Origin of the sequence: Streptomyces sp. B3I8 (assembly GCF_030816915.1) — a bacterium.
In the GTDB taxonomy this organism is placed as follows: Bacteria; Actinomycetota; Actinomycetes; order Streptomycetales; family Streptomycetaceae; genus Streptomyces.
In genome coordinates this window covers 5,358,088-5,380,527 of record NZ_JAUSYN010000002.1, presented here as the reverse complement: position 1 = coordinate 5,380,527, position 22,440 = coordinate 5,358,088, and the positions used below count along the sequence as shown (strand labels likewise).

Annotated in this window: 19 protein-coding genes; 7 read left to right on the top strand and 12 right to left on the bottom strand. The window is 71.3% G+C overall.

The window, feature by feature from the left end; all coding sequences use genetic code 11:
* Window positions 1-256: 256 nt before the first annotated feature.
* Complete coding sequence (locus QFZ64_RS26035; RefSeq protein ID WP_307069694.1) at window positions 257-2,710, top strand: DNA topoisomerase (ATP-hydrolyzing) subunit A; 2,454 nt, start codon at window positions 257-259, stop codon at window positions 2,708-2,710.
* A 23-nt stretch (window positions 2,711-2,733) separates the two neighbouring features.
* Here the strand turns inward: QFZ64_RS26035 and QFZ64_RS26030 are convergent, their stop codons facing one another.
* Entirely contained in the window at window positions 2,734-3,894 is a 1,161-nt protein-coding gene (locus tag QFZ64_RS26030) for a GTP-binding protein (protein ID WP_373430666.1), read from the bottom strand.
* 320 nt (window positions 3,895-4,214) lie between these two features.
* On the opposite strand from QFZ64_RS26030, the gene QFZ64_RS35405 reads away from it, so the two are divergent.
* From QFZ64_RS35405 to QFZ64_RS26010, 4 genes are all read left to right on the top strand, one after another.
* The gene (locus tag QFZ64_RS35405) at window positions 4,215-4,736 is read left to right on the top strand and encodes a DUF6082 family protein (RefSeq protein ID WP_307169746.1); all 522 of its coding nucleotides are present in this window, start codon (window positions 4,215-4,217) and stop codon (window positions 4,734-4,736) included.
* A 183-nt stretch (window positions 4,737-4,919) separates the two neighbouring features.
* Window positions 4,920-5,156: a hypothetical protein gene (locus tag QFZ64_RS26020; RefSeq protein WP_307069692.1), complete on the top strand. Its 237-nt coding sequence runs from the start codon at window positions 4,920-4,922 to the stop codon at window positions 5,154-5,156.
* A gap of 231 nt (window positions 5,157-5,387) precedes the next feature.
* Window positions 5,388-6,371: a sucrase ferredoxin gene (locus tag QFZ64_RS26015; RefSeq protein ID WP_307069690.1), complete on the top strand. Its 984-nt coding sequence runs from the start codon at window positions 5,388-5,390 to the stop codon at window positions 6,369-6,371.
* A gap of 103 nt (window positions 6,372-6,474) precedes the next feature.
* The gene (locus tag QFZ64_RS26010) at window positions 6,475-8,187 is read left to right on the top strand and encodes a sensor histidine kinase (protein ID WP_307069688.1); all 1,713 of its coding nucleotides are present in this window, start codon (window positions 6,475-6,477) and stop codon (window positions 8,185-8,187) included.
* 16 nt (window positions 8,188-8,203) lie between these two features.
* On the opposite strand, the gene QFZ64_RS26005 is transcribed toward QFZ64_RS26010, so the two are convergent.
* The 3 genes from QFZ64_RS26005 to QFZ64_RS25995 all read right to left on the bottom strand — a co-directional run bounded on the left by QFZ64_RS26005 (window position 8,204) and on the right by QFZ64_RS25995 (window position 11,084).
* Window positions 8,204-9,271 (bottom strand): ABC transporter substrate-binding protein, encoded by a 1,068-nt coding sequence (locus QFZ64_RS26005; protein ID WP_307069686.1) that lies wholly within the window; start codon window positions 9,269-9,271, stop codon window positions 8,204-8,206.
* Window positions 9,272-9,403: 132 nt separating this feature from the next.
* Window positions 9,404-10,279, bottom strand: a complete 876-nt coding sequence (locus QFZ64_RS26000; RefSeq protein WP_307069684.1) for an ABC transporter permease — start codon at window positions 10,277-10,279, stop codon at window positions 9,404-9,406.
* Complete coding sequence (locus QFZ64_RS25995; RefSeq protein WP_307069682.1) at window positions 10,269-11,084, bottom strand: ABC transporter ATP-binding protein; 816 nt, start codon at window positions 11,082-11,084, stop codon at window positions 10,269-10,271. Before QFZ64_RS25995 ends, QFZ64_RS26000 begins: the two co-directional genes overlap by 11 nt.
* A gap of 161 nt (window positions 11,085-11,245) precedes the next feature.
* On the opposite strand from QFZ64_RS25995, the gene QFZ64_RS25990 reads away from it, so the two are divergent.
* Entirely contained in the window at window positions 11,246-11,938 is a 693-nt protein-coding gene (locus tag QFZ64_RS25990; RefSeq protein WP_307069679.1) for a response regulator, read from the top strand.
* Window positions 11,939-12,046: 108 nt separating this feature from the next.
* Here QFZ64_RS25990 and QFZ64_RS25985 read toward each other — a convergent pair whose 3' ends face one another.
* From QFZ64_RS25985 to QFZ64_RS25960, 6 genes are all read right to left on the bottom strand, one after another.
* A complete protein-coding gene (locus tag QFZ64_RS25985) occupies window positions 12,047-13,639 on the bottom strand; it encodes a cation acetate symporter (RefSeq protein WP_307069677.1) in 1,593 nt (530 codons plus the stop codon).
* Window positions 13,636-14,193, bottom strand: a complete 558-nt coding sequence (locus QFZ64_RS25980) for a DUF485 domain-containing protein (RefSeq protein ID WP_307069675.1) — start codon at window positions 14,191-14,193, stop codon at window positions 13,636-13,638. Before QFZ64_RS25980 ends, QFZ64_RS25985 begins: the two co-directional genes overlap by 4 nt.
* Window positions 14,194-14,263: 70 nt before the next feature.
* Complete coding sequence (locus QFZ64_RS25975) at window positions 14,264-14,944, bottom strand: response regulator transcription factor (protein WP_307069672.1); 681 nt, start codon at window positions 14,942-14,944, stop codon at window positions 14,264-14,266.
* Window positions 14,941-16,092, bottom strand: a complete 1,152-nt coding sequence (locus QFZ64_RS25970) for a sensor histidine kinase (RefSeq protein ID WP_307069670.1) — start codon at window positions 16,090-16,092, stop codon at window positions 14,941-14,943. Before QFZ64_RS25970 ends, QFZ64_RS25975 begins: the two co-directional genes overlap by 4 nt.
* Window positions 16,089-16,613, bottom strand: a complete 525-nt coding sequence (locus QFZ64_RS25965; protein WP_307069669.1) for a DUF1453 domain-containing protein — start codon at window positions 16,611-16,613, stop codon at window positions 16,089-16,091. The genes QFZ64_RS25970 and QFZ64_RS25965 overlap by 4 nt, the downstream gene beginning before the upstream one ends.
* Window positions 16,614-16,847: 234 nt before the next feature.
* Window positions 16,848-18,971 carry a type IIA DNA topoisomerase subunit B gene (locus tag QFZ64_RS25960; RefSeq protein ID WP_307069667.1) on the bottom strand — a complete coding sequence of 708 codons (2,124 nt, stop codon included), beginning with the start codon at window positions 18,969-18,971 and terminating at the stop codon, window positions 16,848-16,850.
* 464 nt (window positions 18,972-19,435) lie between these two features.
* Here QFZ64_RS25960 and QFZ64_RS25955 point away from each other — a divergent pair, with 464 nt between their 5' ends.
* On the top strand, window positions 19,436-19,666 hold the full coding sequence (locus QFZ64_RS25955; RefSeq protein WP_006142614.1) for a hypothetical protein: 231 nt from the start codon (window positions 19,436-19,438) through the stop codon (window positions 19,664-19,666).
* Between the two features lie 131 nt (window positions 19,667-19,797).
* On the opposite strand, the gene QFZ64_RS25950 is transcribed toward QFZ64_RS25955, so the two are convergent.
* Complete coding sequence (locus QFZ64_RS25950) at window positions 19,798-20,610, bottom strand: serine protease (protein ID WP_307069665.1); 813 nt, start codon at window positions 20,608-20,610, stop codon at window positions 19,798-19,800.
* Window positions 20,611-20,793: 183 nt separating this feature from the next.
* On the bottom strand, window positions 20,794-22,329 hold the full coding sequence (locus QFZ64_RS25945; protein ID WP_307069663.1) for an RNA polymerase sigma factor: 1,536 nt from the start codon (window positions 22,327-22,329) through the stop codon (window positions 20,794-20,796).
* Between the last annotated feature and the right edge of the window lie 111 nt (window positions 22,330-22,440).

The following is a 22,440-nucleotide window of genomic DNA, read 5'->3' as shown; positions in this document are numbered from 1 at the left end:
GAACCGCGCGACAAGCCCCCACCGGCGGTCGGCGGACCACGCGCCCCGGGGGTCCGGGGACGCGGCTCCCGGGGACGGGAAGGGCAGGGGCGGTGGGGGCGGGATCCCTCCGGGGAGCACGGCGCCCCGGGCCGAAGCGGACACCCCGGGGCGGGCCTTCGGCCCTCCGGACCGGGTCCCGCGACACGTTGTCGGTCCCCCGGTCCACAATGGTCCGCACAGAACCCGCCCACGCCCACGCAAGGAGCCGGCAGCGATGGCCCGCCGCAGCACCAAGACCCCGCCGCCCGACGACTCGTACGAGGAGCGGATCCTCGACATCGACGTCGTCGACGAGATGCAGGGCTCCTTCCTCGAGTACGCGTACTCGGTCATCTATTCCCGCGCCCTCCCCGACGCCCGGGACGGCCTCAAGCCGGTGCACCGCCGCATCGTCTACCAGATGAACGAGATGGGGCTGCGCCCCGACCGCGGCTACGTCAAGTGCGCCCGTGTCGTCGGGGAAGTCATGGGCAAGCTGCACCCGCACGGCGACGCGTCGATCTACGACGCCCTGGTCCGCATGGCGCAGCCGTTCTCGATGCGCGTCCCGCTGGTCGACGGCCACGGCAACTTCGGCTCGCTGGGCAACGACGACCCGCCGGCCGCCATGCGGTACACCGAGTCCCGGATGGCCGAGGCGACGAGCCTGATGACGGAGTCCATCGAGGAGGACACCGTCGACTTCGGGCCGAACTACGACGGCCAGGAGCAGGAACCGGTGGCGCTCCCCGCCGCCTTCCCGAACCTGCTGGTCAACGGCGCGTCCGGGATCGCCGTCGGCATGGCGACGAACATGCCGCCGCACAACCTGCGCGAAGTGATCGCCGCCGCCCGGCATCTGATCCGGTATCCGAGCGCGGACCTGGACGCCCTGATGAAGTACGTCCCGGGTCCTGACCTGCCGACCGGCGGCCGGATCGTCGGGCTGTCCGGCATCAGGGACGCGTACGCGACGGGCCGCGGCACCTTCAAGATCCGCGCCACGGTGGAGATCGAGACCGTGACGGCCCGCCGCAAGGGCCTCGTCGTCACCGAACTGCCGTTCGCGGTCGGCCCGGAGAAGGTCATCTCGAAGATCAAGGACCTGGTCGGCGCCAAGAAGATCCAGGGCATCGCCGACGTCAAGGACCTCACCGACCGCGAGCACGGCCTGCGCCTGGTCATCGAGATCAAGAACGGCTTCGTGCCGGAGGCGGTCCTGGAACAGCTCTACAAGCTGACCGCCATGGAGGAGTCCTTCGGCGTCAACAACGTGGCCCTCGTCGACGGTCAGCCGCTGACACTGGGGCTCAAGGAACTGCTGGAGGTCTACCTCGACCACCGGTTCAACGTGGTGCGGCGGCGCAGCGAGTTCCGGCGCGGCAAGCGGCGCGACCGCCTCCACCTGGTCGAGGGCCTGCTCACCGCCCTGATCGACATCGACGAAGTGATCCGCCTGATCCGCTCCAGCGAGAACTCCGCGCAGGCCAAGGAGCGCCTGATCGAGCGGTTCGGGCTGTCGGACGTGCAGACCCAGTACATCCTGGACACGCCGCTGCGCCGGCTGACCAGGTTCGACCGGATCGAGCTGGAGTCGGAGAAGGAGCGGCTCAACGCCGAGATCGAGGAGCTGACCCGGATCCTGGACTCCGACGCGGAGCTGCGCAAGCTGGTCTCCACCGAACTGGCCGCCGTGTCGAAGAAGTTCGGCACCGACCGGCGGACGGTCCTGCTGGAGTCCTCGGGGGCGCCGGCCGCCGTGCCGCTGCAGGTGGCGGACGACCCGTGCCGGGTGCTGCTGTCCTCGACAGGGCTGCTGGCGCGGACGGCGGACGCGAACCCGTTCGAGGACGACGGCACGGGCCGGCGCGTCAAGCACGACCTGATCGTCTCCGCGGTCCCGGCGACGGCCCGCGGCGAGGTCGGCGTGGTCACCTCGGCCGGCCGGCTGCTGCGGGTCAACGTGGTCGATCTGCCGCAGCTGCCGGAGCAGACCGGCACGCCCAACCTGTCGGGCGGCGCCCCGCTGGCCGAGTTCGTCTCCCTGGACGCGGACGAGACGGTGGTGTGCCTGACGACGCTCGACGAGTCCTCCCCCGGTCTGGCCCTCGGCACCGAACAGGGTGTCGTCAAGCGGGTGGTGCCCGACTACCCCTCCAGCAAGGAGGAGCTGGAGGTCATCACCCTCAAGGAGGGCGACCGGATCGTCGGCGGGGCCGAGCTGCGTACGGGCGAGGAGGATCTGGTCTTCATCACGGACGACGCCCAGCTCCTGCGCTACCAGGCATCCCAGGTGCGCCCGCAGGGCCGCCCGGCCGGCGGCGTGGCGGGCATCAAGCTCACGCAGGGCGCCAAGGTCATCTCGTTCACGGCGGTGGACCCTGCCGTCGACGCGGTGGTCTTCACGGTCGCCGGCTCACGCGGCACGCTCGACGACTCCGTGCAGACGACGGCCAAGGCCACGCCGTTCGACCAGTACCCGCGCAAGGGGCGGGCGACGGGCGGGGTGCGCTGTCAGCGGTTCCTGAAGGGCGAGGACTGCCTGTCCTTCGCCTGGGCGGGCCCGGTCCCGGCGCGGGCGGCCCAGAAGAACGGCGCACCGGCCGAGCTGCCGGAGATCGACCCGCGCCGCGACGGCTCGGGCGTGTCCCTGGCGAAGACGGTGGCGGTGGTGGCGGGACCGGCCTGACCGGCCCGACAGCGACAGGCTGACTACACGGGGCCCGGGGCCGCGTCCGGGTCCCGGGCGTCCGGGTCCCGAGCTTCCGGGCCGTTCGGGATGTCCGGGGCGTCCTCCGGGTCGGGCACGTAGCGCAGGACGCCCCACAGGGCGTGCTCGTCGACGTGTGCGGAGCCGTCCTCGCACGCCTGCAACTCTTTGCGCAGTGCGGGGGCGTCGAGGCCGGTGCCGATCAGCACGAGCCGGGTCAGCCGTGCCCCGGTCCCCGTCCCGGACTCCGGCCCGGAGTCTGGCCAGGGTTCCGGCCAGGGTTCCGGGGTGAAGCGCAGGAACCGTCCGACAGCGTGCACGGCATAGCGGTTGCGGCGGTCGTGGGCGCCGAAGTCGACGTACCCCTTGATGCGGTACAAGCCCTCGGGCCGGCTGTCGAGGAAGGCCAGCAGCCGACGCGGGTCGAGCGGCACCTCGGAGACGAACGACAGGCTGTCGTAGCCGGAGTGGAGATGCGTGGCGTGGTCGTCGTCCTCCCTGGGGAGGTCGTCGAAGGAGAGCTGCCCGATCCGCTCCTCGGAGGGCCGGCAGTCGAAGAGGAACTCCGGGCCGACGCGCCCGTACGACGCGGGGACCACGGCGGCCCGGTCGGTGAGCGACCGCACGGTCTCCAGCACCCGCGTCCCGTCGGCGGCCCGGTCGAGCTTGTTGACGACGACCAGGTCGGCGAGGGCGAGGTGCCGGTCGAGCTCGGGGTGCCGGACACGTGTGGCGTCGAACTCGGCGGCGTCGACCACCTCGACGAGTCCGCCGTAGACGACGTCGGAATTCTCCCCGGCGAGCACCATCCTGACCAGTTCCTGCGGCTCGGCGAGCCCGCTGGCCTCGATCACGATCACGTCGACGCCGACCGAGGGGCGGGTCAGCCGCGCCAGGTAGACGTCGAGTTCACCGGCGTCGACGGCGCAGCACAGGCAGCCGTTGCCGAGCGAGACGGTGGAGTCGCCGAGCGCCCCGGCCACGGCCATGGCGTCGATCTCGACGGCGCCGAAGTCGTTGACGACGGCGCCGATGCGGCTGCCCCCGCTGTGGTGCAGAAGGTGGTTGAGCAGTGTGGTCTTGCCGGAGCCGAGGAACCCGGCGAGGATCACGACCGGTACCTGCCGCCGACTCCGGCTCCGCTTCACCGGGCTGTGGTCCACCGTGCGACCCCTCCGTGCCGATGCGCGGCCCGGAACGCTCCGGGAGACGCGCGAGAACTGCGCTGCCGCACCAGGATACGAGCCCCTCGGCACGCCCCGGGGCGCACGGTGGTCCGCGGCGCGCGCAGGGCAGACGTTCCGCTCGGCGCCGGTCCGTGCGACCCTCGCTTCCCCCCGTGCGCCTTGTTTCCGCCTCCCCGCCGATCAGTGCCTCTATGCACCCTGGAGACGGCAAGCGTCGCCCACCGCTCGCCGGTCCCCGTCAGCCCTCCCGCATCCGACGGCCGGCGCACGGCCGCCTGAAAACGGGGGTTGCTCATATGACCGCACAGACCTCGCCGATACGGAGGTTCCGATCCGCGACCAGAGAAAGGCTGGCCTCGGCCGGCCGCGCCGTCACGGGCCGGTACGGGCGGAAACGACGGCGTGCGGCGCTCGTGGAACAGCACCGGCTCCACTTCGACCTGCTGTGCAAGGCCATGGACGACCCCGCGCTCGCCGCCGTCCTGGACACCTACGACGACGAGGTCCCGCCGGAACGGCAGCGCCAGTACCTGTTCGCCAACGCCCTGTACGTCAACGCGCTGTACTTCCACCGCATCGGGGCGCTGAGCCTGGCCGAGCTCTACGGCCACGTCCGGATGATGTGCCGCAACGCGGTCTTCCGGGAGTACTGGCAGGCGACGCGCAGGCACCGCGACAGCCTGCCCGCGTGGTCGGAGGAGGCGCGGCTCGGCAGGATGATGGACGCCCTGGTGCGCGACATGGAGTCGCTGGTCGCCGAACAGGACGACGGGGAGCACGAGGAGTGGTGGGTGGTGGGTGAACCGCCGTCCGAGTGACGTGGGTTGCTTCTCGTCAACCTCAGGCGTCCGCGTGGAGACGCGTGCATCGAGGGGCGCTATTCTACCCGCAGCTTGCCGGGGTCAAACCTGCTGCGAGCTGCTCTTTCTATGCGGCCTCCGTGCCGCAGGCGTCCCGGGCATCCGTGGGCGGCCCGCCCCCTCACCAGGCTAGGAACGGACTTGAAGATCGTGCGTCGAATCGGCGCCTCGCCCCGGGAGCGCGGCAGCGCGACCGGCCAGAGCTGCCCCGACATCTTCGAGCTGACTGACGGGAACTTCGCCGTCATCGGCACCGAGGCAACAGCGCAACTCGACGCCGAACTGCCCCCGGACGCGTCCCGCGCGGACTACGAACGCATCGTGGTCATCACGCGCGACACGCTGCTGCGCGCGAAGGCCCAGATCCCGGACGCGTGAGCGGGGCAGGGGGCGCCCCACCGGAACCGGGCGCCCCATAAGGGCGCGGGGGCTGTGTCGACATGCGGCTCCGCCGCGTGGGCGCGCGCAACCACCCAGGACGCCTCCGCACTCAACGACCACCCGAACCCCGAGCTCATGGGCGGGACAACCCGGGGGCGAAGAGGCGCGGCCCCGGCCGCCCCCGACCCCACACGGCACGCACGGTGAACTCAGGTTAGGCTCACCTCTGTGAGTACGTGCACCACCGCGTCCCAGGCCCTGGACGAGCCCCTCGCCGGCACCTCCGCCACCGCGCGGACCTGGCTGCTCCTCGAACAGCCCGGCCCCTGGGGCGTCAAGGCCCTCACCTCGAGCCAACTGGACCAGGGGCTCGGCCGCGCTCTGGAGGCCGCCGCGAAGGACACGGGCGTGCGCGTCGCCCTGATCCGCCGCCCCGGCCGCCACGCCGACCCGGACCCGGGTCCACCGGCCGGCGCCGACGAGACGGGCGCGCCCGCCGTGCGGCAGGTGTACGCGGCCCACACCGTCCCCGGCCGCACCTGGCTGCACGGCGCCACCGTCACCGACCCCGCCCACCTGCTCGACCTCGACTTCGCGGCGCTCGGCGCGGGCCACCCGCACACCTTCGACAGCGCCCTGGCGGGCCGCCCGCACACCGGTGACCCGCTGGCCCTTGTGTGCACCAACGGCAAGCGCGACCGCTGCTGCGCCCTCCTCGGCCGGCCCCTCGCCACCGAACTGGCCGCCGCCGGTGTGCCGGGCACCTGGGAGGTCACCCACCTGGGCGGGCACCGCTTCGCCCCCACCGTGCTCGTGCTTCCGTACGGCTACGCGTACGGGCGCGCCTCGGCGCCGCTGGTCCGCGACGCGCTCCGGGGTGTGCGCGAGGGGCGGATCGTGCTGGAGGGGTGCCGCGGCGGCTCGGCCTGGGAGCGGCCCGCGCAGGCCGCCGAGCTCGCCGTCCGCGCGCACACCGGCATCCACGCGGCGGACGCGCTCACCGTGACCCGTACCGAGGGCGCGGCACCCCACTGGGAGGTCACCGTCGCCCACGCGGACGGCCGGCTCTGGCGCGTCACGGTGGTACAGGGCGCCTCCTCGCCGCCCCGGCCGGAGAGCTGCGGCTCGGTCCTCGGCTCCCCGGCGCGGATGGACGTCGAGGCCGTACGCGAACTGCACCCGGCGACGACCTCGGGAACCGGTCGGCACTGACACAGCCACGGCACACGCTTCCCCCGCCTCACTCCCTGGGCGGCGCACGTTTCCCCGCCTCACTCCCTGGGCCACGGCGCTCGCGCCTCGTACCGTCGTACCCATGAGCCCCCGCACTCCCGTTCGCCGGCTGCGCCTCGGCCTGCCACGGCGCATGTTCTCGCAGGTCCTGCTGATGCAGGTGACGATCGCCGCGGGCGTCGCCGTCCTCGCGACCGGGCTGTTCCTCGCCCCGCTCGGGCAGCAGCTCGACGCCCAGGCGATGCGCCGCGCCCTCGCGATCGCCCAGACCACCGCCGCCCAGCCGCAGATCGCCGAGGACTTCCGCACCTCCCGGCCGACGCCCGACGGGCCGGTCCAGCGGGAGGCGGAACGCATCCGCCGGGCCAGCGGGGCGGAGTACGTGGTGGTGATGAACCTGCGCGGGGTGCGCTGGTCGCACACGGACCCCGCACGGATCGGCGGGGTCGTGTCGACCGATCCCAGCAGGGCCCTGGCGGGCGAGGAGGTCATGGGGATCGACCGCGGCACGCTGGGCCGCTCGGCCCGCGGCAAGGTGCCCCTGCGGGACAGCGACGGGAGGATCATCGGCGCCGTCTCGGTGGGCATCGAGTACAACAGCGTCCGCGCCAAGCTCGTGCACGCGATACCCGGACTGTTCGCGTACGCCGGCGCGGCTCTGGCGATCGGCGCGCTGGCGGCGTACCTGATCTCCCGGCGGGTCCAACGGCAGACTCGTGACCTGGCGTTCTCCGACATCTCCGCCCTGCTGTCGGAACGCGAGGCGATGCTGCACGGCATCAAGGAAGGCGTCGTCGCCCTGGATCGCACCGGACGCGTCCGGCTGCTCAACGACGAGGCGCGGCGGCTGCTCGGCATCGGCGAGGAGGCTGTCGGCCGCCCCCTCGACGAGGCGCTCGGCTCCGGACGCACCACGGACGTGCTGGCCGGACGGGTCACCGGCACCGATCTGCTGACGGTGCGCGGGCCCCGGGTGCTGGTCGCCAACCGCATGCCCACCGACGACGGCGGCGCCGTCGCCACCCTGCGCGACCGCACCGAGCTGGAGCGGATCGGGCGCGAACTGGACTCCACGCGCGGCCTCATCGACGCCCTGCGCGCCCAGGACCACGAGCACGCCAACCGGATGCACACCCTCCTGGGACTGCTCGAACTGGAGATGTACGAGGACGCGGTGGAGTTCATCGGAGAAGTCGTCGGGGACCACCGGGTCACGGCGGAGCAGGTGACCGAGAAGGTCCACGACCCGCTCCTCGCGGCGCTGCTGGTCGGCAAGTCGACCGTCGCGGCCGAGCGCGGGGTGGCCCTGTGGGTCTCGGACCGGACCCTGCTGCCGGACCGGCTGATCGACCCCAGGGGGCTGGTCACCGTTCTCGGCAACCTGGTGGACAACGCCCTGGACGCCGTCGGCGGGACAGCGCACGCGCGCGTGGAGGTCGAACTGCGCGCCGAGGGGCGGACGGCGGTGCTGCGGGTGCGCGACACGGGTCCGGGCATCCCGGCGGACCGGCGGGAGCTGATCTTCACCGACGGCTGGTCCACCAAGCAGCCGCCGGCCCACGGCAAGCGCGGGATCGGGCTCTCCCTGGTGCACCGCCTGGCCGACCGGCAGGGCGGGAGCGTGCGCGTGGGCGAGGCGGACGGCGGTGGCGCGGAGTTCACGGTCGTCCTGCCCGAGGCGCTCGCCGAGGAGCCGTCACGGGGCCCGGCCACCGGTCCGGCCGTCGGCGTCGGCGACCCGGTGCGCCCGCAGCGCGCACCTGGGGGCTCCCTGCTGCGGGAGCCCCCTCGATGACCGCTCAGCCGATCGGTCAGCCGGTGGCCTTCTTCACGAACTCCGTGGTGTATGTCTTGCTCAGGTCGATCTTCGCGTTCTTGATGTTGGGGTTGAACGCCTTGAGGACCCGCTCCACGGTGGCCGGACCGTCCGCGGGCATCACGCCGTCCTTGGTGAACATCGGCAGCGTGCTGTCGATCGCGTCCGTGTAGAGCTTCTTGTCGCCCTGGGAGTAGTCGGCGGGCATCTTGTCCGCGATCTGCGCGGCGCTGTGCGTGGACATCCACTTCAAGGTCTTCACGAAGGCGTCGGCCAGCTTCTGGACGGTGTCCTTGTGGCTGTCGACCCACTCGGTCTGCATGTAGAGGCTCGACGACGGGTACGGGCCGCCGAGCGCCTCCTGGGAGCCCTGCGGGGTGCGCATGTCGATGAGCACCTTGCCGATGTCCTTGCTCAGGATCTGCGCCACGGTCGGGTCCGTGGTCATCCCGGCGTCGATCGACCCCTTCTGGAGGGCGGAGATGAACGTGGGGCCCGCGCCGACGGCCACGGGGCTGAAGTCGCTCACCTTCACGCCGTTCTTGACCGCGAGGTACTTGCTGAGGAAGTCCGTCGAGGAGCCGAGGCCGGTGATGCCCAGCTTGCGGCCCTTGAAGTCCTTGGGCGAGGTGATGTCGTCGGCGTGCTTCTTGGAGACGACCTCGACCTCGCCGGGCGCCTGGGAGAACTGCACGACGGACTCCACATGCTTGCCCTTGGTCTGCAGGTCGAGGGTGTGGTCGTAGAAGCCGACGGCGCCCTGCACCTGTCCCGAGACGAGCGCGGTCTCGGCCTGCACACCGGCCGGCTCGCTCAGCAGTTCGACGTCGAGGCCCTCGGCGTCGAAGTAGCCGAGCCGCTGGGTGAGTATCGCGGGCATGTAGATGACCTTGTCCAGGCCACCGACCATGATCTTGACCTTCACGCCCTTGCCGTCACCCTTGCCGCCGGAGCCGGAGGCGGCCGTGCTGGAGGCGTCGTCGGCGCAGGCGGTGAGCGAGGTGAGGGCGAGCAGGGCGGCGGCGGCGAGGGCGGCGTGTCTGGCGGTGCTGTTCTTGCGCATGGTGGTTCACGTCCTTCGTGGGGTGGAGCGGAGAGGCCGGTCGGGGGGCGGGGCGTCGTGAGCCGGGAGGCCAGGAGCGGCGGGGGCGCCGTGGGCCGGGCGGCCGGGGCGTGGCGGGGTGCCTCGGTCCGGTCAGCGGCCGCTCTCGGACGGCTTCCAGCGGAAGATGCGGCGCTCGGCGAAGGTGAGCAGCCCCTCGGCGACGAGGGCGACCGCGGCCAGGATCACCATGGCGGCGTACACACCGGCCGCGTTGAACGTGCCCTGGGACTGCGCGACGAGCAGGCCGATGCCCTTGGTGGCGCCGATGTACTCGCCGACGATCGCGCCGATGAGGGCGAAGCCGAAGCTGACGTGGAGGCTGGTGAAGATCCATGAGGTGGCCGACGGGATGACGACCTGGAAGGTCACCCGGCGGTCGCTCGCCCCGAGGATGCGGGCGTTGGAGACCAGGTTGCGGTCGACCTCGCGGGCGCCCTGGAAGGCGTTGAAGAAGACGGGGAAGAAGACGAGGACCACGGCCGAGGCGATCTTGGACGCGGGCCCGAGCCCGAACCAGATGACGAAGATCGGCGCGAGGACGATCCTGGGGATCGAGTTGAGGATCTTGATGTAGGGGCCGAGGATGTCGGCGAGGAAGGCGATCCGGCCCAGGGCGATACCGAGGACGACACCGGCGACGACGCCGAACACCCAGCCGAGCAGCGCCTCCTGGAGCGTGTACCAGATCTGCTCGCCGAGCGAGCCGAGCGCCGTGCCGTGGGTGATCCAGGTCCAGATCTGGTCCCAGATCTTCGACGGCATCGAGAAGTTGAACGGATCTATGACCTCGGTGCGGGAGAGCAGCTCCCACAGGCCGAGCACGAGGACGAGAACCAGGGCGCGGGCGGCGTTGACCACCAGTCTGCGCCGGCGCGCGGCACGGGCGCGGGCCGGGGAACGGTCGGCGCCGGTCTTCTCGGCCGCCGTCACGGCGACCGCGGTCTCGGGGAGGACTTCAGGCGACATCGGCGACACCCCTCTCACGGGTGATGCGGACCTCTTCGCCGAGGGACTCCCAGATCTCGCGGTAGATCTCGACGAACCGGGGTTGCAGACGTACCTCCTCGACCTTGCGGGGCCGTGGCAGGTCGATGTCGTAGACCCGCTTCACGGTGGCGGGGCCGGCCGTCATGACGACGACCTTGTCGGCCAGGGCGATGGACTCCTCCAGGTCGTGGGTGACGAAGACGACGGAGGCCCGGGTGCCGCTCCACAGCTCCAGCAGCTCGTCCGACATCAGCGCCCTGGTCTGCACGTCGAGCGCGGAGAACGGCTCGTCCATGAGCAGGATCTCGGGGTCGTTGACGAAGGTCGCGGCGAGCGCGACGCGCTTGCGCTGGCCGCCGGAGAGCTGGTGCGGGTAGCGGTCCTCGAAGGCTCCGAGGCCGACCCGGTCCAGCCAGGCGCGCGCCTTCTCGCGCGCCTCCGCCTTGGGCACGCCGCGGAAGCGGGGGCCCGCCATGACGTTGGACAGGACCGTGCGCCAGGGGAAGGTGGCGTCCTGCTGGAAGACGAAGCCGACCTTGTCGCCGACTCCCCGCACCGGCCGGCCGGAAACGAGGACCTCGCCCTCGGTGGGCTCCTCCAGGCCGCTGACGAGGGTCAGCGTGGTCGACTTGCCGCAGCCGGTGGGGCCGACGACGGCCACGAACTCGCCCTGCCCGATGGTGAGGTCGAGCCCCCGGACGGCGGTGTGCAGACCCCCCGAGGGGGTCTTGAAGGTCTTGCCGGCGCCCCGCAGTTCGATGGCGGGGCTGAAGTCTGCGCTCATGGCCGGGAACGGTAGGTGTGACGAGGGCCACGACAGCAGTCTTCTGCGACCTGTACGTTCTTTTGCCTGCGACAGCCTGTTGTGCTCGTTTTGCTCGCGCTACAACCAGGAGGCCGAAAACAAACGGGTACCGCGCCCGTCGGCCTTGAGGGAGAGGCCCGATGATTGACGTCCTGGTGGTGGACGACGACTTCCGTGTCGCCGAGATAAACGCCAAGTACGTGGCGAAGGTTCCCGGCTTCCGGGTGTCCGCCCACGCGCACAGCGGTGCGCAGGCGCTGGCCGCCGTGGCGCGTTCCTCCGTCGACCTGGTGCTGCTCGACCACTACCTGCCCGACCGTACGGGGCTGGAAGTGGTGCACAGCATGCGCGAACACGGCCATGGCAGCGATGTCATCATGATCACGGCGGCCAGTGATGTGGCCACCGTGCGGGCGGCCATGCGGCTCGGCGCGCTGCACTACCTGGTGAAACCGTTCACCTTCGCCGCGCTGCGGGGCCGCCTCGAGTCGTACGCCGCCCTGCGCCGCACGGTGGAGCGGGTCGGCGGCCACGGCCCGGCGGGACAGGAGCAGGTGGACCGGATCTTCGGCGCGCTGCGGACGGGGCCCGCGCCGTCCGCCCCGGGGCTGCCCAGCGGCCACTCGGAGCCGACCACCGACCTCATCTGCGCGGTGCTGCACCGTGCCGGGCACCCTCTGTCGGCCCACGAGGTGGCCGCCGAGACGGGCCTGAGCCGCTCCACCGCCCAGCGCTATCTGCGCCACCTGGAGCAGGCGGGCCGGCTCAGCCTGTCCCTGAAGTACGGCGACACCGGGCGCCCGGAGCACCGGTACGCGTGGGTGGCGCCGTGACGGGCGGAGCTCGGGCGTCGCGGCGGGCCCGGGCGGGTGCCGGCCGGGGGCGCCGGAGCGACGACCCGGGGGCCGACCGGCGCCCCGCGGTCGCGGCTCCCGGTCGGTTCACACCGCGCCGGCGCCGGTGAGCGAGCGGACCTCGGTCTCGGCGTGCCTGGCCTCGTCCGGGGGTTCCGCCGAGACGACCGTGCCCAGCCAGCCGGCCAGGAAGCCGAGCGGGATGGAGACGATCCCGGGATTGCGCAGCGGGAAGTACTGAAGGTCGACGCCGGGGAACAGCGAGTCGGGACTGCCGGAGACCACCGGGGACAACAGCACCAGGAGCAGCGCGGGAATCAGGCCGCCGTAGACCGCCCAGACCGCGCCACGCGTGGTGAAGCCGCGCCAGAACAGCGTGTACATCAGCACCGGCAGGTTCGCGGAGGCGGAGACCGCGAAGGCGAGTCCCACCAGGAAGGCCACGTTGAGGTCGCGCGCGAGCAGTCCGAGCGCGATCGCGACGACGCCGACGCCGACCGCCGCGACCCGCGCCACGCCGACCTCCCCGCGCTGCCGTCCCCCGGTCCGGCGCAGGGCCGCGTAAAGGTCGTGGGCCACGGAGGCCGACGAGGCCAGGGTGATGCCGGCGACCACCGCGAGGATCGTGGCGAAGGCGACGGCGGCGACCACCGCGAACAGCACCGTCCCACCGGTGGTGTCGGGGCCGCCGCCCAGGTCGAGCGCGAGCAGGGGCACAGCGGTGTTGCCGGAGGCGTCGGACTTTCGCAGTGCCTCGGGCCCGACCAGTGCCGCGGCCCCGAAGCCGAGCACGATCGTCATCAGGTAGAAGCCGCCGATCAGCCCCACCGACCACACCACCGAGCGGCGTGCGGCCCGGGCCGTCGGCACGGTGAAGAAGCGCGACAGGATGTGCGGCAGGCCCGCCGTGCCCAGGACCAGCGCCAGCCCCAGGCTGACGAGGTCCGCCCGCGCGGTCCAGCCGCCGCCGTACTTCAGCCCTGGCGCGAGGAAGGCCGCCCCGTGCCCGCTGCGGTCCATGGCGGTGCGCAGCAGGTCGTCGACGTTCCCGTGGAACCTGACCAGCACCAACACCGTCAGCACGACCGTCCCGCCGAGCATCAGCACCGACTTGACGATCTGGATCCATGTGGTGGCCCGCATGCCGCCGAACGACACGTAGACCACCATGAGCGCGCCGACCCCGATCACCGTCCAGGACCGCGCCGCCTCGCCGGTGCCGCCGAGCAGCAGCGCCACCAGGCTGCCCGCCCCCACCATCTGCGCCACGAGATACAGCACCGAGACCGTCACCGACGAGGTGCCCGCGGCGATGCGCACCGGCCGCTCCCGCATGCGCGCCGCCACGACGTCGGCCAGCGTGAACCGTCCGCAGTTGCGCACCAGTTCGGCGACGAAGAACAGCACCACGAGCCAGGCGACGAGGAAGCCCACCACGTACAGCAGTCCGTCGTACCCGAACAGCGCGATGAGCCCGGTGACGCCGAGGAAGGAGGCGGCGGAGAGGTAGTCGCCCGAGAGGGCGAAACCGTTCTCCATCGGTGAGAACAGCCGCCCGCCCGCGTAGAACTCCTCGGCCGAGCCGTGCCGGTTGCGGCTCACCCATGTGGTGATGGCCAGCGTCACCGCCACGAATCCGCTGAACAGCGCCAGAGACAGCGACTGGTGATGCCCCGTCACCGCCGCCCACCCCCACTGCTCCGCGTCAACTCCTGTGTGCTCCAGCGCAGATCCAGGGCCGCTCGGTCCCGGCGCAGCCGGGCGTGCCGCGCGTAGGCCCAGGTGAGCAGGAACGTGCTGAGGAACTGCCCGAGCCCCGCCAGCATCGCCACGTTCACCGCGCCCGCCACCGGCCGCGCCATCAGTCCCGGCGCGGACGTCGCGGCCACGACATAGCCCACGTACCAGGTGAGGAAGACGACCGCCCCCGGGATCACGAACCTGCGGTACCGACGGCGCACCTCCTGGAAGGCGGCGCTGGACCGTACTTCCAGATAGACCTCGGCCACCCCCCGCTCACACTCCCGCCGAGGCGCCGGAACCGCCCGCGCGGTAAGGCCCGCACCGTCCGCCTCGCCCCAGCCGGCGGCGAGCGCGTCGTACCAGGGATCGTCGTATCCGGCGGCCGGCTCGCGCCCCCCGCCCGGGGGAACCGGATCACGGGGTGCGTGGTTCTCCGGGAGGTCCTCGGCGGTACCCCCGACGACAGGGGAACGGTCATTGCGTGACTGCATAGCCCAAGGATGGACAGACCAGGAGGTTCCCCGACTCTTCTTCCCTCAGGTCTTCACCCCATCAGGTGATTCATTCGACAGGTCTCACCAATCCCTTCCGGAAGGCGTAACGCACCGCCTGCGCACGGCCCTTGAGCCCCGTCTTGGCGAACATGTTGTTGATGTGGGTCTTCACCGTGGCGGTGGAGACGTGCAGCCGCCGGGCGATCTCCTGGTTGCTGAGCCCCTCCGCGATCAGCACCAGGACCTCCGCCTCCCGCACGGTGAGCCCGTCCGGTGCCTCCTCGGGGGACGTCACGACCGTCTCGGGCCGGTCCAGCCGCTCCAGCAGTCGGCGCTGGATGCTCGGGGCGAGGCCGGCCTGTCCGGAGACCACGTTGCGCACCGCCCGCACGATCTCGTCGCCCCCCGCGTCCTTGGTCAGATAGCCCCGCGCACCCGCCCTGAGCGCCGGGAACAGTGACTCGTCGTCCCCGAACGTGGTCAGCACGACGACCTGGGTGCCCGGGTACTCGGCCCGGACGCGCCGCGTCGCCTCCACCCCGTCGCAGCGGGGCATGCGCAGGTCCATCAGCACCACGTCAGGTGCCAGTTCCCCGACGAGCCGCACGGCCTCCTCCCCGTCACCGGCCGCGCCCACGACGTCCAATCCCGGCAGCAGTCCGAGCAGCATCACGATGCCCTCGCGCACCACCGTCTGGTCGTCCGCGACGACGACCCGCACCGGCTTCCCGTCCTCCTCCGACGTCATACCGGCACCTTCAACGTCACCACGAACCCCTCCTCGCCCGGCCCGGCCTCCAGCGAACCGCCCAGCAACTCGGCCCGTTCCCGCATGCCCAGCAGACCGTACCCGCCGCCCGTACCGCTCAGTTCACCCGACGGACCCCCGGTGTCGCGCACGTCCAGCGTCACGTGCCGCCGCGCGTACTCCAGCCTGAGGTGCACCCTGGCGCCCGGGGCGTGTTTGCGGACGTTGGTCAACGCTTCCTGGGCGACCCTGCGCACCGCCTGCGACGCCTCGGCCGGCAGCGGGCGACGTTCCCCCAGGACGGTGATGTCGGCCCCGTCCTCCAGAGTGACGAGCTCGGCCAGGAACTCCTCCACCGGGGACACCTCGCCCCGCAGCGCGGACAGTGCCTGCCGCGTCTCGGCCAGCCCTTCCCTGGCCATCCCCCGGGCCGCCACGACCCGCTCGAGTATGCGCTCGCGCTCGGCCCCCCTCTCGATCAGCAACCGGGCCGCCTCCAGGTGCACCAGCTGCGCCGAGAGACTGTGCGCCAGCACGTCGTGGATCTCCCGCGCTATCCGGGCCCGTTCCGCCAGCGCCGCCGACTCCGCCTCCGCCACCCGCGCCGCCCGCTCCTGCGCGAGCAGCCGCTGCGCCTGGCCCCGCGCCTCGGCGTCCAGCCTCAGCACATACCCGGCGAGCGCGAGCCCTGCGGTCGTCGCGACGGTGGTCAGCCGTGCGTCGTCGTTGACCACCGCATACCCCGACAGCGCGAGCGAGCCGACAGGCAGGGCCGCGACGAGGGGAAGCCGCTCCAGCGCCGTCACGGCACAGCCGCACCAGATCACCAGAGCCGGCACGGTCAGCCCGGTGGCCCGGGCCGCGACCCCCGCGGCCAGGAGGAGCGCGAGGAGCGCCAGCGACGGCACCAGCCGGTGCGCGAAGGTCGTGCGGTACAGCGCCCAGACGGCCACGGCCGCCGCGATCGTGCCCGCCACCGCCGCGCCGAGTGCCCAGCCCCCCACCGAGGCGTCCCGCAGCGCGCCCCACAACAGCATGGCCAGAACCGACACCCGTACCGTCCAACTGAACGCTCGCCGGGGCCGGGACGCCCCCGTCCTGCCGAGCGCTTCCCGGGAGGGCCACCGCGTCCACGCGTTGTCCGTCACACGGGCTCCTTCCGTGCGGGCCGGCCCACGGCCCCACCGACCACCGCGGCACGACCGCCCTCCGGCAGCGACGCCTGTGCCCTCCAGACCAGGATTCCCGAACGGACCAGCAGAGTCGCCGCCAGCGCCAGCACCAGGGCCGAGCTGTCCTGGTGGACGCCCAACGCGGCCCCGACCCCGAAGAGCCCGGCCCGCAGGGCTATGCCGACGCCCCACACGACCACCCCGGCCTTGGTGCTCCTGCTCCACACACCGCCGTCCGGCTCCGCCCATATCCGCGAGGTCCAGGCCCAGCCGGCCCCGACGGCCAGACCGATGAGCAGTTCGGCCACGAGCAGCACGACGGATCCCACACGGTGGTGCGCGTCGACGAGTCCCGGCTGGCGCACCGCGAGTACGGCGAGGACGACCGGCACGATCCACCAGCGCCGGTCCGTGTCCACACGACGCGTACGGAACTGGCGGACGACCACCAGCACCACAGCGGCGGCGATCAGCAGAACATCGACGTCACCGGACATCCCGGCCTCCGTGAACGAGAGAAGCGGACGGAACGGCAGGTGCCGTTCACGCCTACGACGCTACGGAGAAGCACGGACGGGCGGATCGGAGCAGGGGTGGAGCGCGGGTGGATCCTCACCCGCGCTCGACTCCACCCACGGGTGGAGACGCCACCGCCCGCCGCGGGCGCGCGGACCCGCCCCCGGCCCGCCGGCCCATCGACCAGAAACTAACCACCGGGCACCGGGCGGCACTCACGCGTCGATGCGCGACCGGTCCAACGTGGCCGCCGAACTGGAGATGAACTCCTTGCGCGGTGCCACGTCGTTGCCCATCAGCAGGTCGAAGACCGTCTCCGCGGCCTCCAGGTCGGTGAGGTTGATCCGCCGCAGGGTCCGGTGCCGCGGATCCATCGTCGTCTCGGCCAGCTGATCGGCGTCCATCTCGCCGAGACCCTTGTACCGCTGGATGGAGTCCTTGTATCGGATGTTCTTGCTCTGGAACTCCAGCAACCGGTCCCGCAGTTCGCGGTCCGAGTACGTGTACACGTACTTGTCCTGGCCCTTCTTCGGCTGGACCAGCTCGATGCGGTGCAGCGGCGGCACCGCCGCGAACACCCGGCCCGCCTCGACCATGGGCCGCATGTACCGGTGGAACAGCGTGAGCAGCAGCGTACGAATGTGCGAGCCGTCCACATCGGCATCGGTCATCATGATGATCTTGCCGTAGCGCGCCGTGTCGATGTCGAAGGTCCGCCCCGATCCCGCCCCTATGACCTGGATGATCGCCCCGCACTCGGCGTTCTTCAGCATGTCGGTGACGGACGACTTCTGCACGTTGAGGATCTTGCCGCGGATCGGCAGCAGCGCCTGGAACTCGGAATTACGGGCCAGCTTGGCCGTACCGAGCGCGGAGTCGCCCTCGACGATGAACAGTTCGCTGCGGTCGACGTCGTCGCTGCGGCAGTCGGCCAGCTTGGCCGGCAGGGACGAGGACTCGAGGGCCGTCTTGCGGCGCTGCGCGTCCTTGTGCTGGCGCGCGGCGATCCGCGTCCGCGCGGCGGCGACGGCCTTCTCCATGACGACACGGGCCTGCGCGGCGGCGTCCCGCTTCGTGGAGGTCAGGAACGCCTTGAGTTCCTTGGAGACGACGTTGGCCACGATGCGGCGGGCCGCGGACGTGCCGAGGACCTCCTTGGTCTGCCCCTCGAACTGGGGCTCGGCCAGCCGGACGGTGACGACCGCGGTGAGTCCCTCCAGCGCGTCGTCCTTGGCGATGTCGTCCTCGGCGACACGCAGCAGCTTCTTGGCGCGCAGGACCTCGTTGAAGGTACGGGCGACGGCCTGCTCGAAGCCGGCGACATGGGTGCCGCCCTTGGGCGTGGCGATGATGTTGACGAAGGACCTGACCGCGCTGTCGTAGCCGGTGCCCCAGCGCAGTGCCACGTCGACGCCCAGCTCGCGCACGACGTCGGTGGGGGTCATCTGCCCGTCGTCGTCGAGGACCGGGACGGTCTCCTTGAAGGTGCCCTGCCCGGTGAAGCGGAGGACGTCGCAGACCGGCCTGTCGGTGGCCAGGAACTCGCAGAACTCACTGATGCCGCCGTCGAAACGGAACGACTCCTCGCCCTTGCTGCCGCCGTCACCGAGCCCGTACTCGTCGCGTACGACGATGGTCAGTCCGGGGACGAGGAACGCGGTCTGCCGGGCGCGCTGGTGCAGGTTCTCCAGGGAGAGCTTCGCGTCCTTGAGGAAGATCTGGCGGTCGGCCCAGTAGCGCACCCGCGTGCCCAGGCGGGACTTGGGGATCTTCTTCGTCTTACGCAACCCCCCGCCGGCCTCGAACTTCGCGTCCGGTCCCGCTCCGGTGAAGGCACCGGGCACACCGCGCCGGAAGCTGACGGCGTGGGTGTGGCCGTTCCGGTCGACCTCGACGTCGAGCCGGGCGGACAGGGCGTTGACCACGGAGGCGCCCACACCGTGCAGGCCGCCGGAGGCCGCGTAGGAGCCGCCGCCGAACTTGCCGCCCGCGTGCAGCTTGGTCATCACGACCTCGACGCCGGAGAGGCCGGTCTTGGGTTCCACGTCGACCGGGATGCCCCGGCCGTTGTCGCGGACCTCGACCGAGCCGTCGTCGTGCAGGACGACCTCGATGTGGTCGCAGTGGCCCCCCAGGGCCTCGTCGACGGAGTTGTCGATGATCTCCCACAGGCAGTGCATCAGACCGCGGCTGTCGGTGGACCCGATGTACATGCCCGGGCGCTTGCGTACGGCCTCGAGGCCCTCGAGGACGAGCAGGTGCCGCGCGGTGTAGTTGGAACCGTCCCGGTCTGCTCCGGTCAGAAGCGCTGTGGACGGCACGGACGTCTCGGCGGTCACGCGGTTCGCTCCTCGCTGAATTTCGGATGAGGCCCTTGAGGGTAAGGGCGCGGCTTCGTCGCGGGTCCGAGCGTACCGAGCCCAGGTAGAGCCGTTGTCACGCCACCCTCCCCCGAAACCCACACTAGTTCAGACTCGCACGGGCGTTCGATCCCTCGATGGAGTGAAGTACATATCACGTTCCCATCGGGGCATGAACCATTTAGGCTCCGGGCACGTCCTCATGAACACCGGCAAGCCGGCCGGGAGGACCGATCCCCCTGACAGACAGCCCCAGACACCCCCTGACAGCGCGAAACCGTACGACACAGAGATACGCACTACGGCACATTCGCCGCCAACCGGCAGCAGACAGCCGGCCCCGGAGAGATTTTTCCGAGGAAAGCGCCGCGAGCGGGAACGTTTTCGGCCTGGTTGGATGTTGACCCTGGTACGACAGCTCGTCGAGCTAGAGAAGAGGCGACGTGACTACTGTTCTGACCCCCGCGACCCCGCTGACGGCGGCCGACCGCTGCGACCGTTGCGGCGCCCAGGCCTACGTACGCGTGGTCCTCCTGAGCGGCGGAGAACTGCTCTTCTGCGCCCACCACGGTCGCAAGTTCGAGCCGGAACTCAAGAAGATCGCCGCTGAGATACAGGACGAGACGCAGCGCCTGACGTCCGTTCCGGCGTCCCCTGCCGAAGAGGAGCGCTGACACTTCGCGTCAACGACGAGCGAGTGCCGGCATCAGGCCGGCGAAACGGGCGGCCGCCCCGGCCAATGGGGCGGCCGCCCGTTCGCATACCCGTGGCGCTCCGTGCCCAGGCGCCGCCGTGCGTTCGATGCTCAACGTCCGGCACCGAGCGTCCGTACGACGTCCGTGACGCGCGTGTAGACCCCCGGGCTCCCCGGCTGCCCACAGCCGCTCCCCCAGGACACCAGGCCGATCAGGCGCCCCCGCGCCACCAGCGGGCCTCCGCTGTCCCCCTGGCAGGCGTCACGGCCCCCACTCGCCTCCCCGGCGCACAGCATCGAACCGGCCAGGTAGGTGCCGCTCCGGCTGCTCGGATACGCCGCCCCGCAGGCCTCGTCGGACAGGACGTGCACGGAGGCAGCCCTCAGGTCACGCGGGTAGGCACCGGCCCCCGTGGTGTCCCCCCAGCCGTACACCGTCGCCTGCTCGCCCGGCGCGTACGCGGGATCCTCGGCGCCCGCCATCCTGATGACCGAGTTCTCGGGCAGCGGCGACGCGAGGGTGAGCAGCCCGAAGTCGCCGGCGTTGGTGTCGCTGTCGTAGCGCGGATTGACCCACACGCTGCGCACGGCGACCTCCTCGCCCTGAGCGGACAACAGATCCGTACGGTTGGCGATGATCTTGAAGTCGTCGGCGCGGGGTGAGCCCAGGACGTCCCGGTCCAGGCAATGGGCCGCGGTGAGTACGACCGTACGGGCGACCGCGACCCCTCCGCAGAAATGTCCCGACCTGTCTGCCCCGAACCGGTCACGGCTGGACAGGGCGACCGTCCAGGGGCTCTGGGAGATGTCGACGGGATGGCCACCGATGACGACGCTGTCGGCGGTGGCGGCGGCGGGTGTGGCCAGCGGTATCACGGCCGCTGCGGCCCCGAGAGCCAGCGCCCGGGCAGAGGGACGGCGCATGCGTACTCCTCACTCAGAGGTGGTCGTGGAACACCCAGAGTGATTCACCGGCTCTTCGCCCGCACACGCAGACGTCCGTCCACACGGGATACGGGGGCCGGGAAGCGGCGGCGCGGCGCAATGGCCGAGGGCCCGGCTCCTGGAGCAGGAGCCGGGCCCTCGGGCGCCGTAGAGGCGCCCCGGTCAGTCGAGGTAGTCGCGCAGGACCTGGGAGCGGGACGGGTGGCGCAGCTTCGACATCGTCTTGGACTCGATCTGACGGATGCGCTCACGGGTGACCCCGTACACCTTGCCGATCTCGTCGAGCGTCTTCGGCTGGCCGTCGGTGAGGCCGAACCGCATGGAGACGACGCCGGCCTCGCGCTCCGAGAGCGTGTCGAGGACGGAGTGCAGCTGCTCCTGGAGGAGCGTGAAGCTCACGGCGTCGGCCGGGACGACGGCCTCGGAGTCCTCGATGAGGTCACCGAACTCGCTGTCGCCGTCCTCGCCGAGCGGGGTGTGCAGGGAGATGGGCTCGCGGCCGTACTTCTGGACCTCGATGACCTTTTCAGGGGTCATGTCGAGTTCCTTGGCCAGCTCCTCCGGGGTGGGCTCGCGGCCCAGGTCCTGGAGCATCTGGCGCTGGACGCGCGCGAGCTTGTTGATGACCTCGACCATGTGCACCGGGATACGGATGGTGCGGGCCTGGTCTGCCATCGCGCGAGTGATGGCCTGGCGGATCCACCACGTGGCGTACGTGGAGAACTTGTAGCCCTTGGTGTAGTCGAACTTCTCGACGGCGCGGATCAGACCGAGGTTGCCCTCCTGGATGAGGTCCAGGAAGAGCATGCCGCGGCCGGTGTAGCGCTTGGCCAGGGAAACCACCAGGCGGAGGTTGGCCTCCAGGAGGTGGTTCTTGGCGCGGCGGCCGTCCTCGGCGATGATCTCCAGTTCGCGCTTGAGCTTGGGCGCCAGTTTGTCGGCGCTCGCCAGCTTGTCCTCGGCGAACAGACCGGCCTCGATGCGCTTGGCGAGCTCGACCTCCTGCTCCGCGTTGAGCAGGGGGACCTTGCCGATCTGCTTGAGGTAGTCCTTGACCGGGTCGGCGGTGGCGCCGGCCGCGGCGACCTGCTGGGCGGGGGCGTCGTCCTCGTCCTCGTCGGAGAGGACGAACCCGGCGCTCTCGGTGCCCTCGGGCTCGTCGGCGCTCTTGGGGGCGTCCTCGAGCGTCTCTTCCTCGGCCGACTCGGCGTCGTCCTTCTTGGACGTCGTCTTCTTGGCAGCCGTCTTCTTGGTCGCGGTCTTCTTCGCGACAGCCTTCTTGGCCGTCGTCTTCTTGGCCGCCGTCTTCTTGGCGGGGGCCTCGTCGTCGGCCGGAGCGACGGCGGGCGCCTCCGGAGCGACGGGGGCGACGGGGGCCGCCTTCTTCGAGGTCACCGGCTTCGCCGCGACCGTCTTGGTGGCGGTGCGCTTGGCCGGACTCTTCGCTGCGACGCTCTTTCGGGTGCGCTTGGGCTCCGCGGCACTGACCATCAGCGTCACACCCTCTTCCTCGAGGATCTGGTTGAGGCTGCGCAGTACGTTCTTCCACTGAGTGGCCGGAATCTGGTCAGCTTCGAAGGCCCGACGCACATCGTCGCCGGCGATCTGCCCCTCAGCCTTTCCCCGCTCGATGAGCGCCATGACAGAGACGGACTCGACGATCTCCGGCGGGAGCGTACGGGATGTGCTGGCCGACACGAACAACCTCTCGGAACGTTGGAAAACGGCTTCCGGCCCCGTCCACGACGGACAGGAGCCGACGACCGCCGACTTGGGGATGGGCCGACGGCGCGGGCGGGCGCCGGGAAG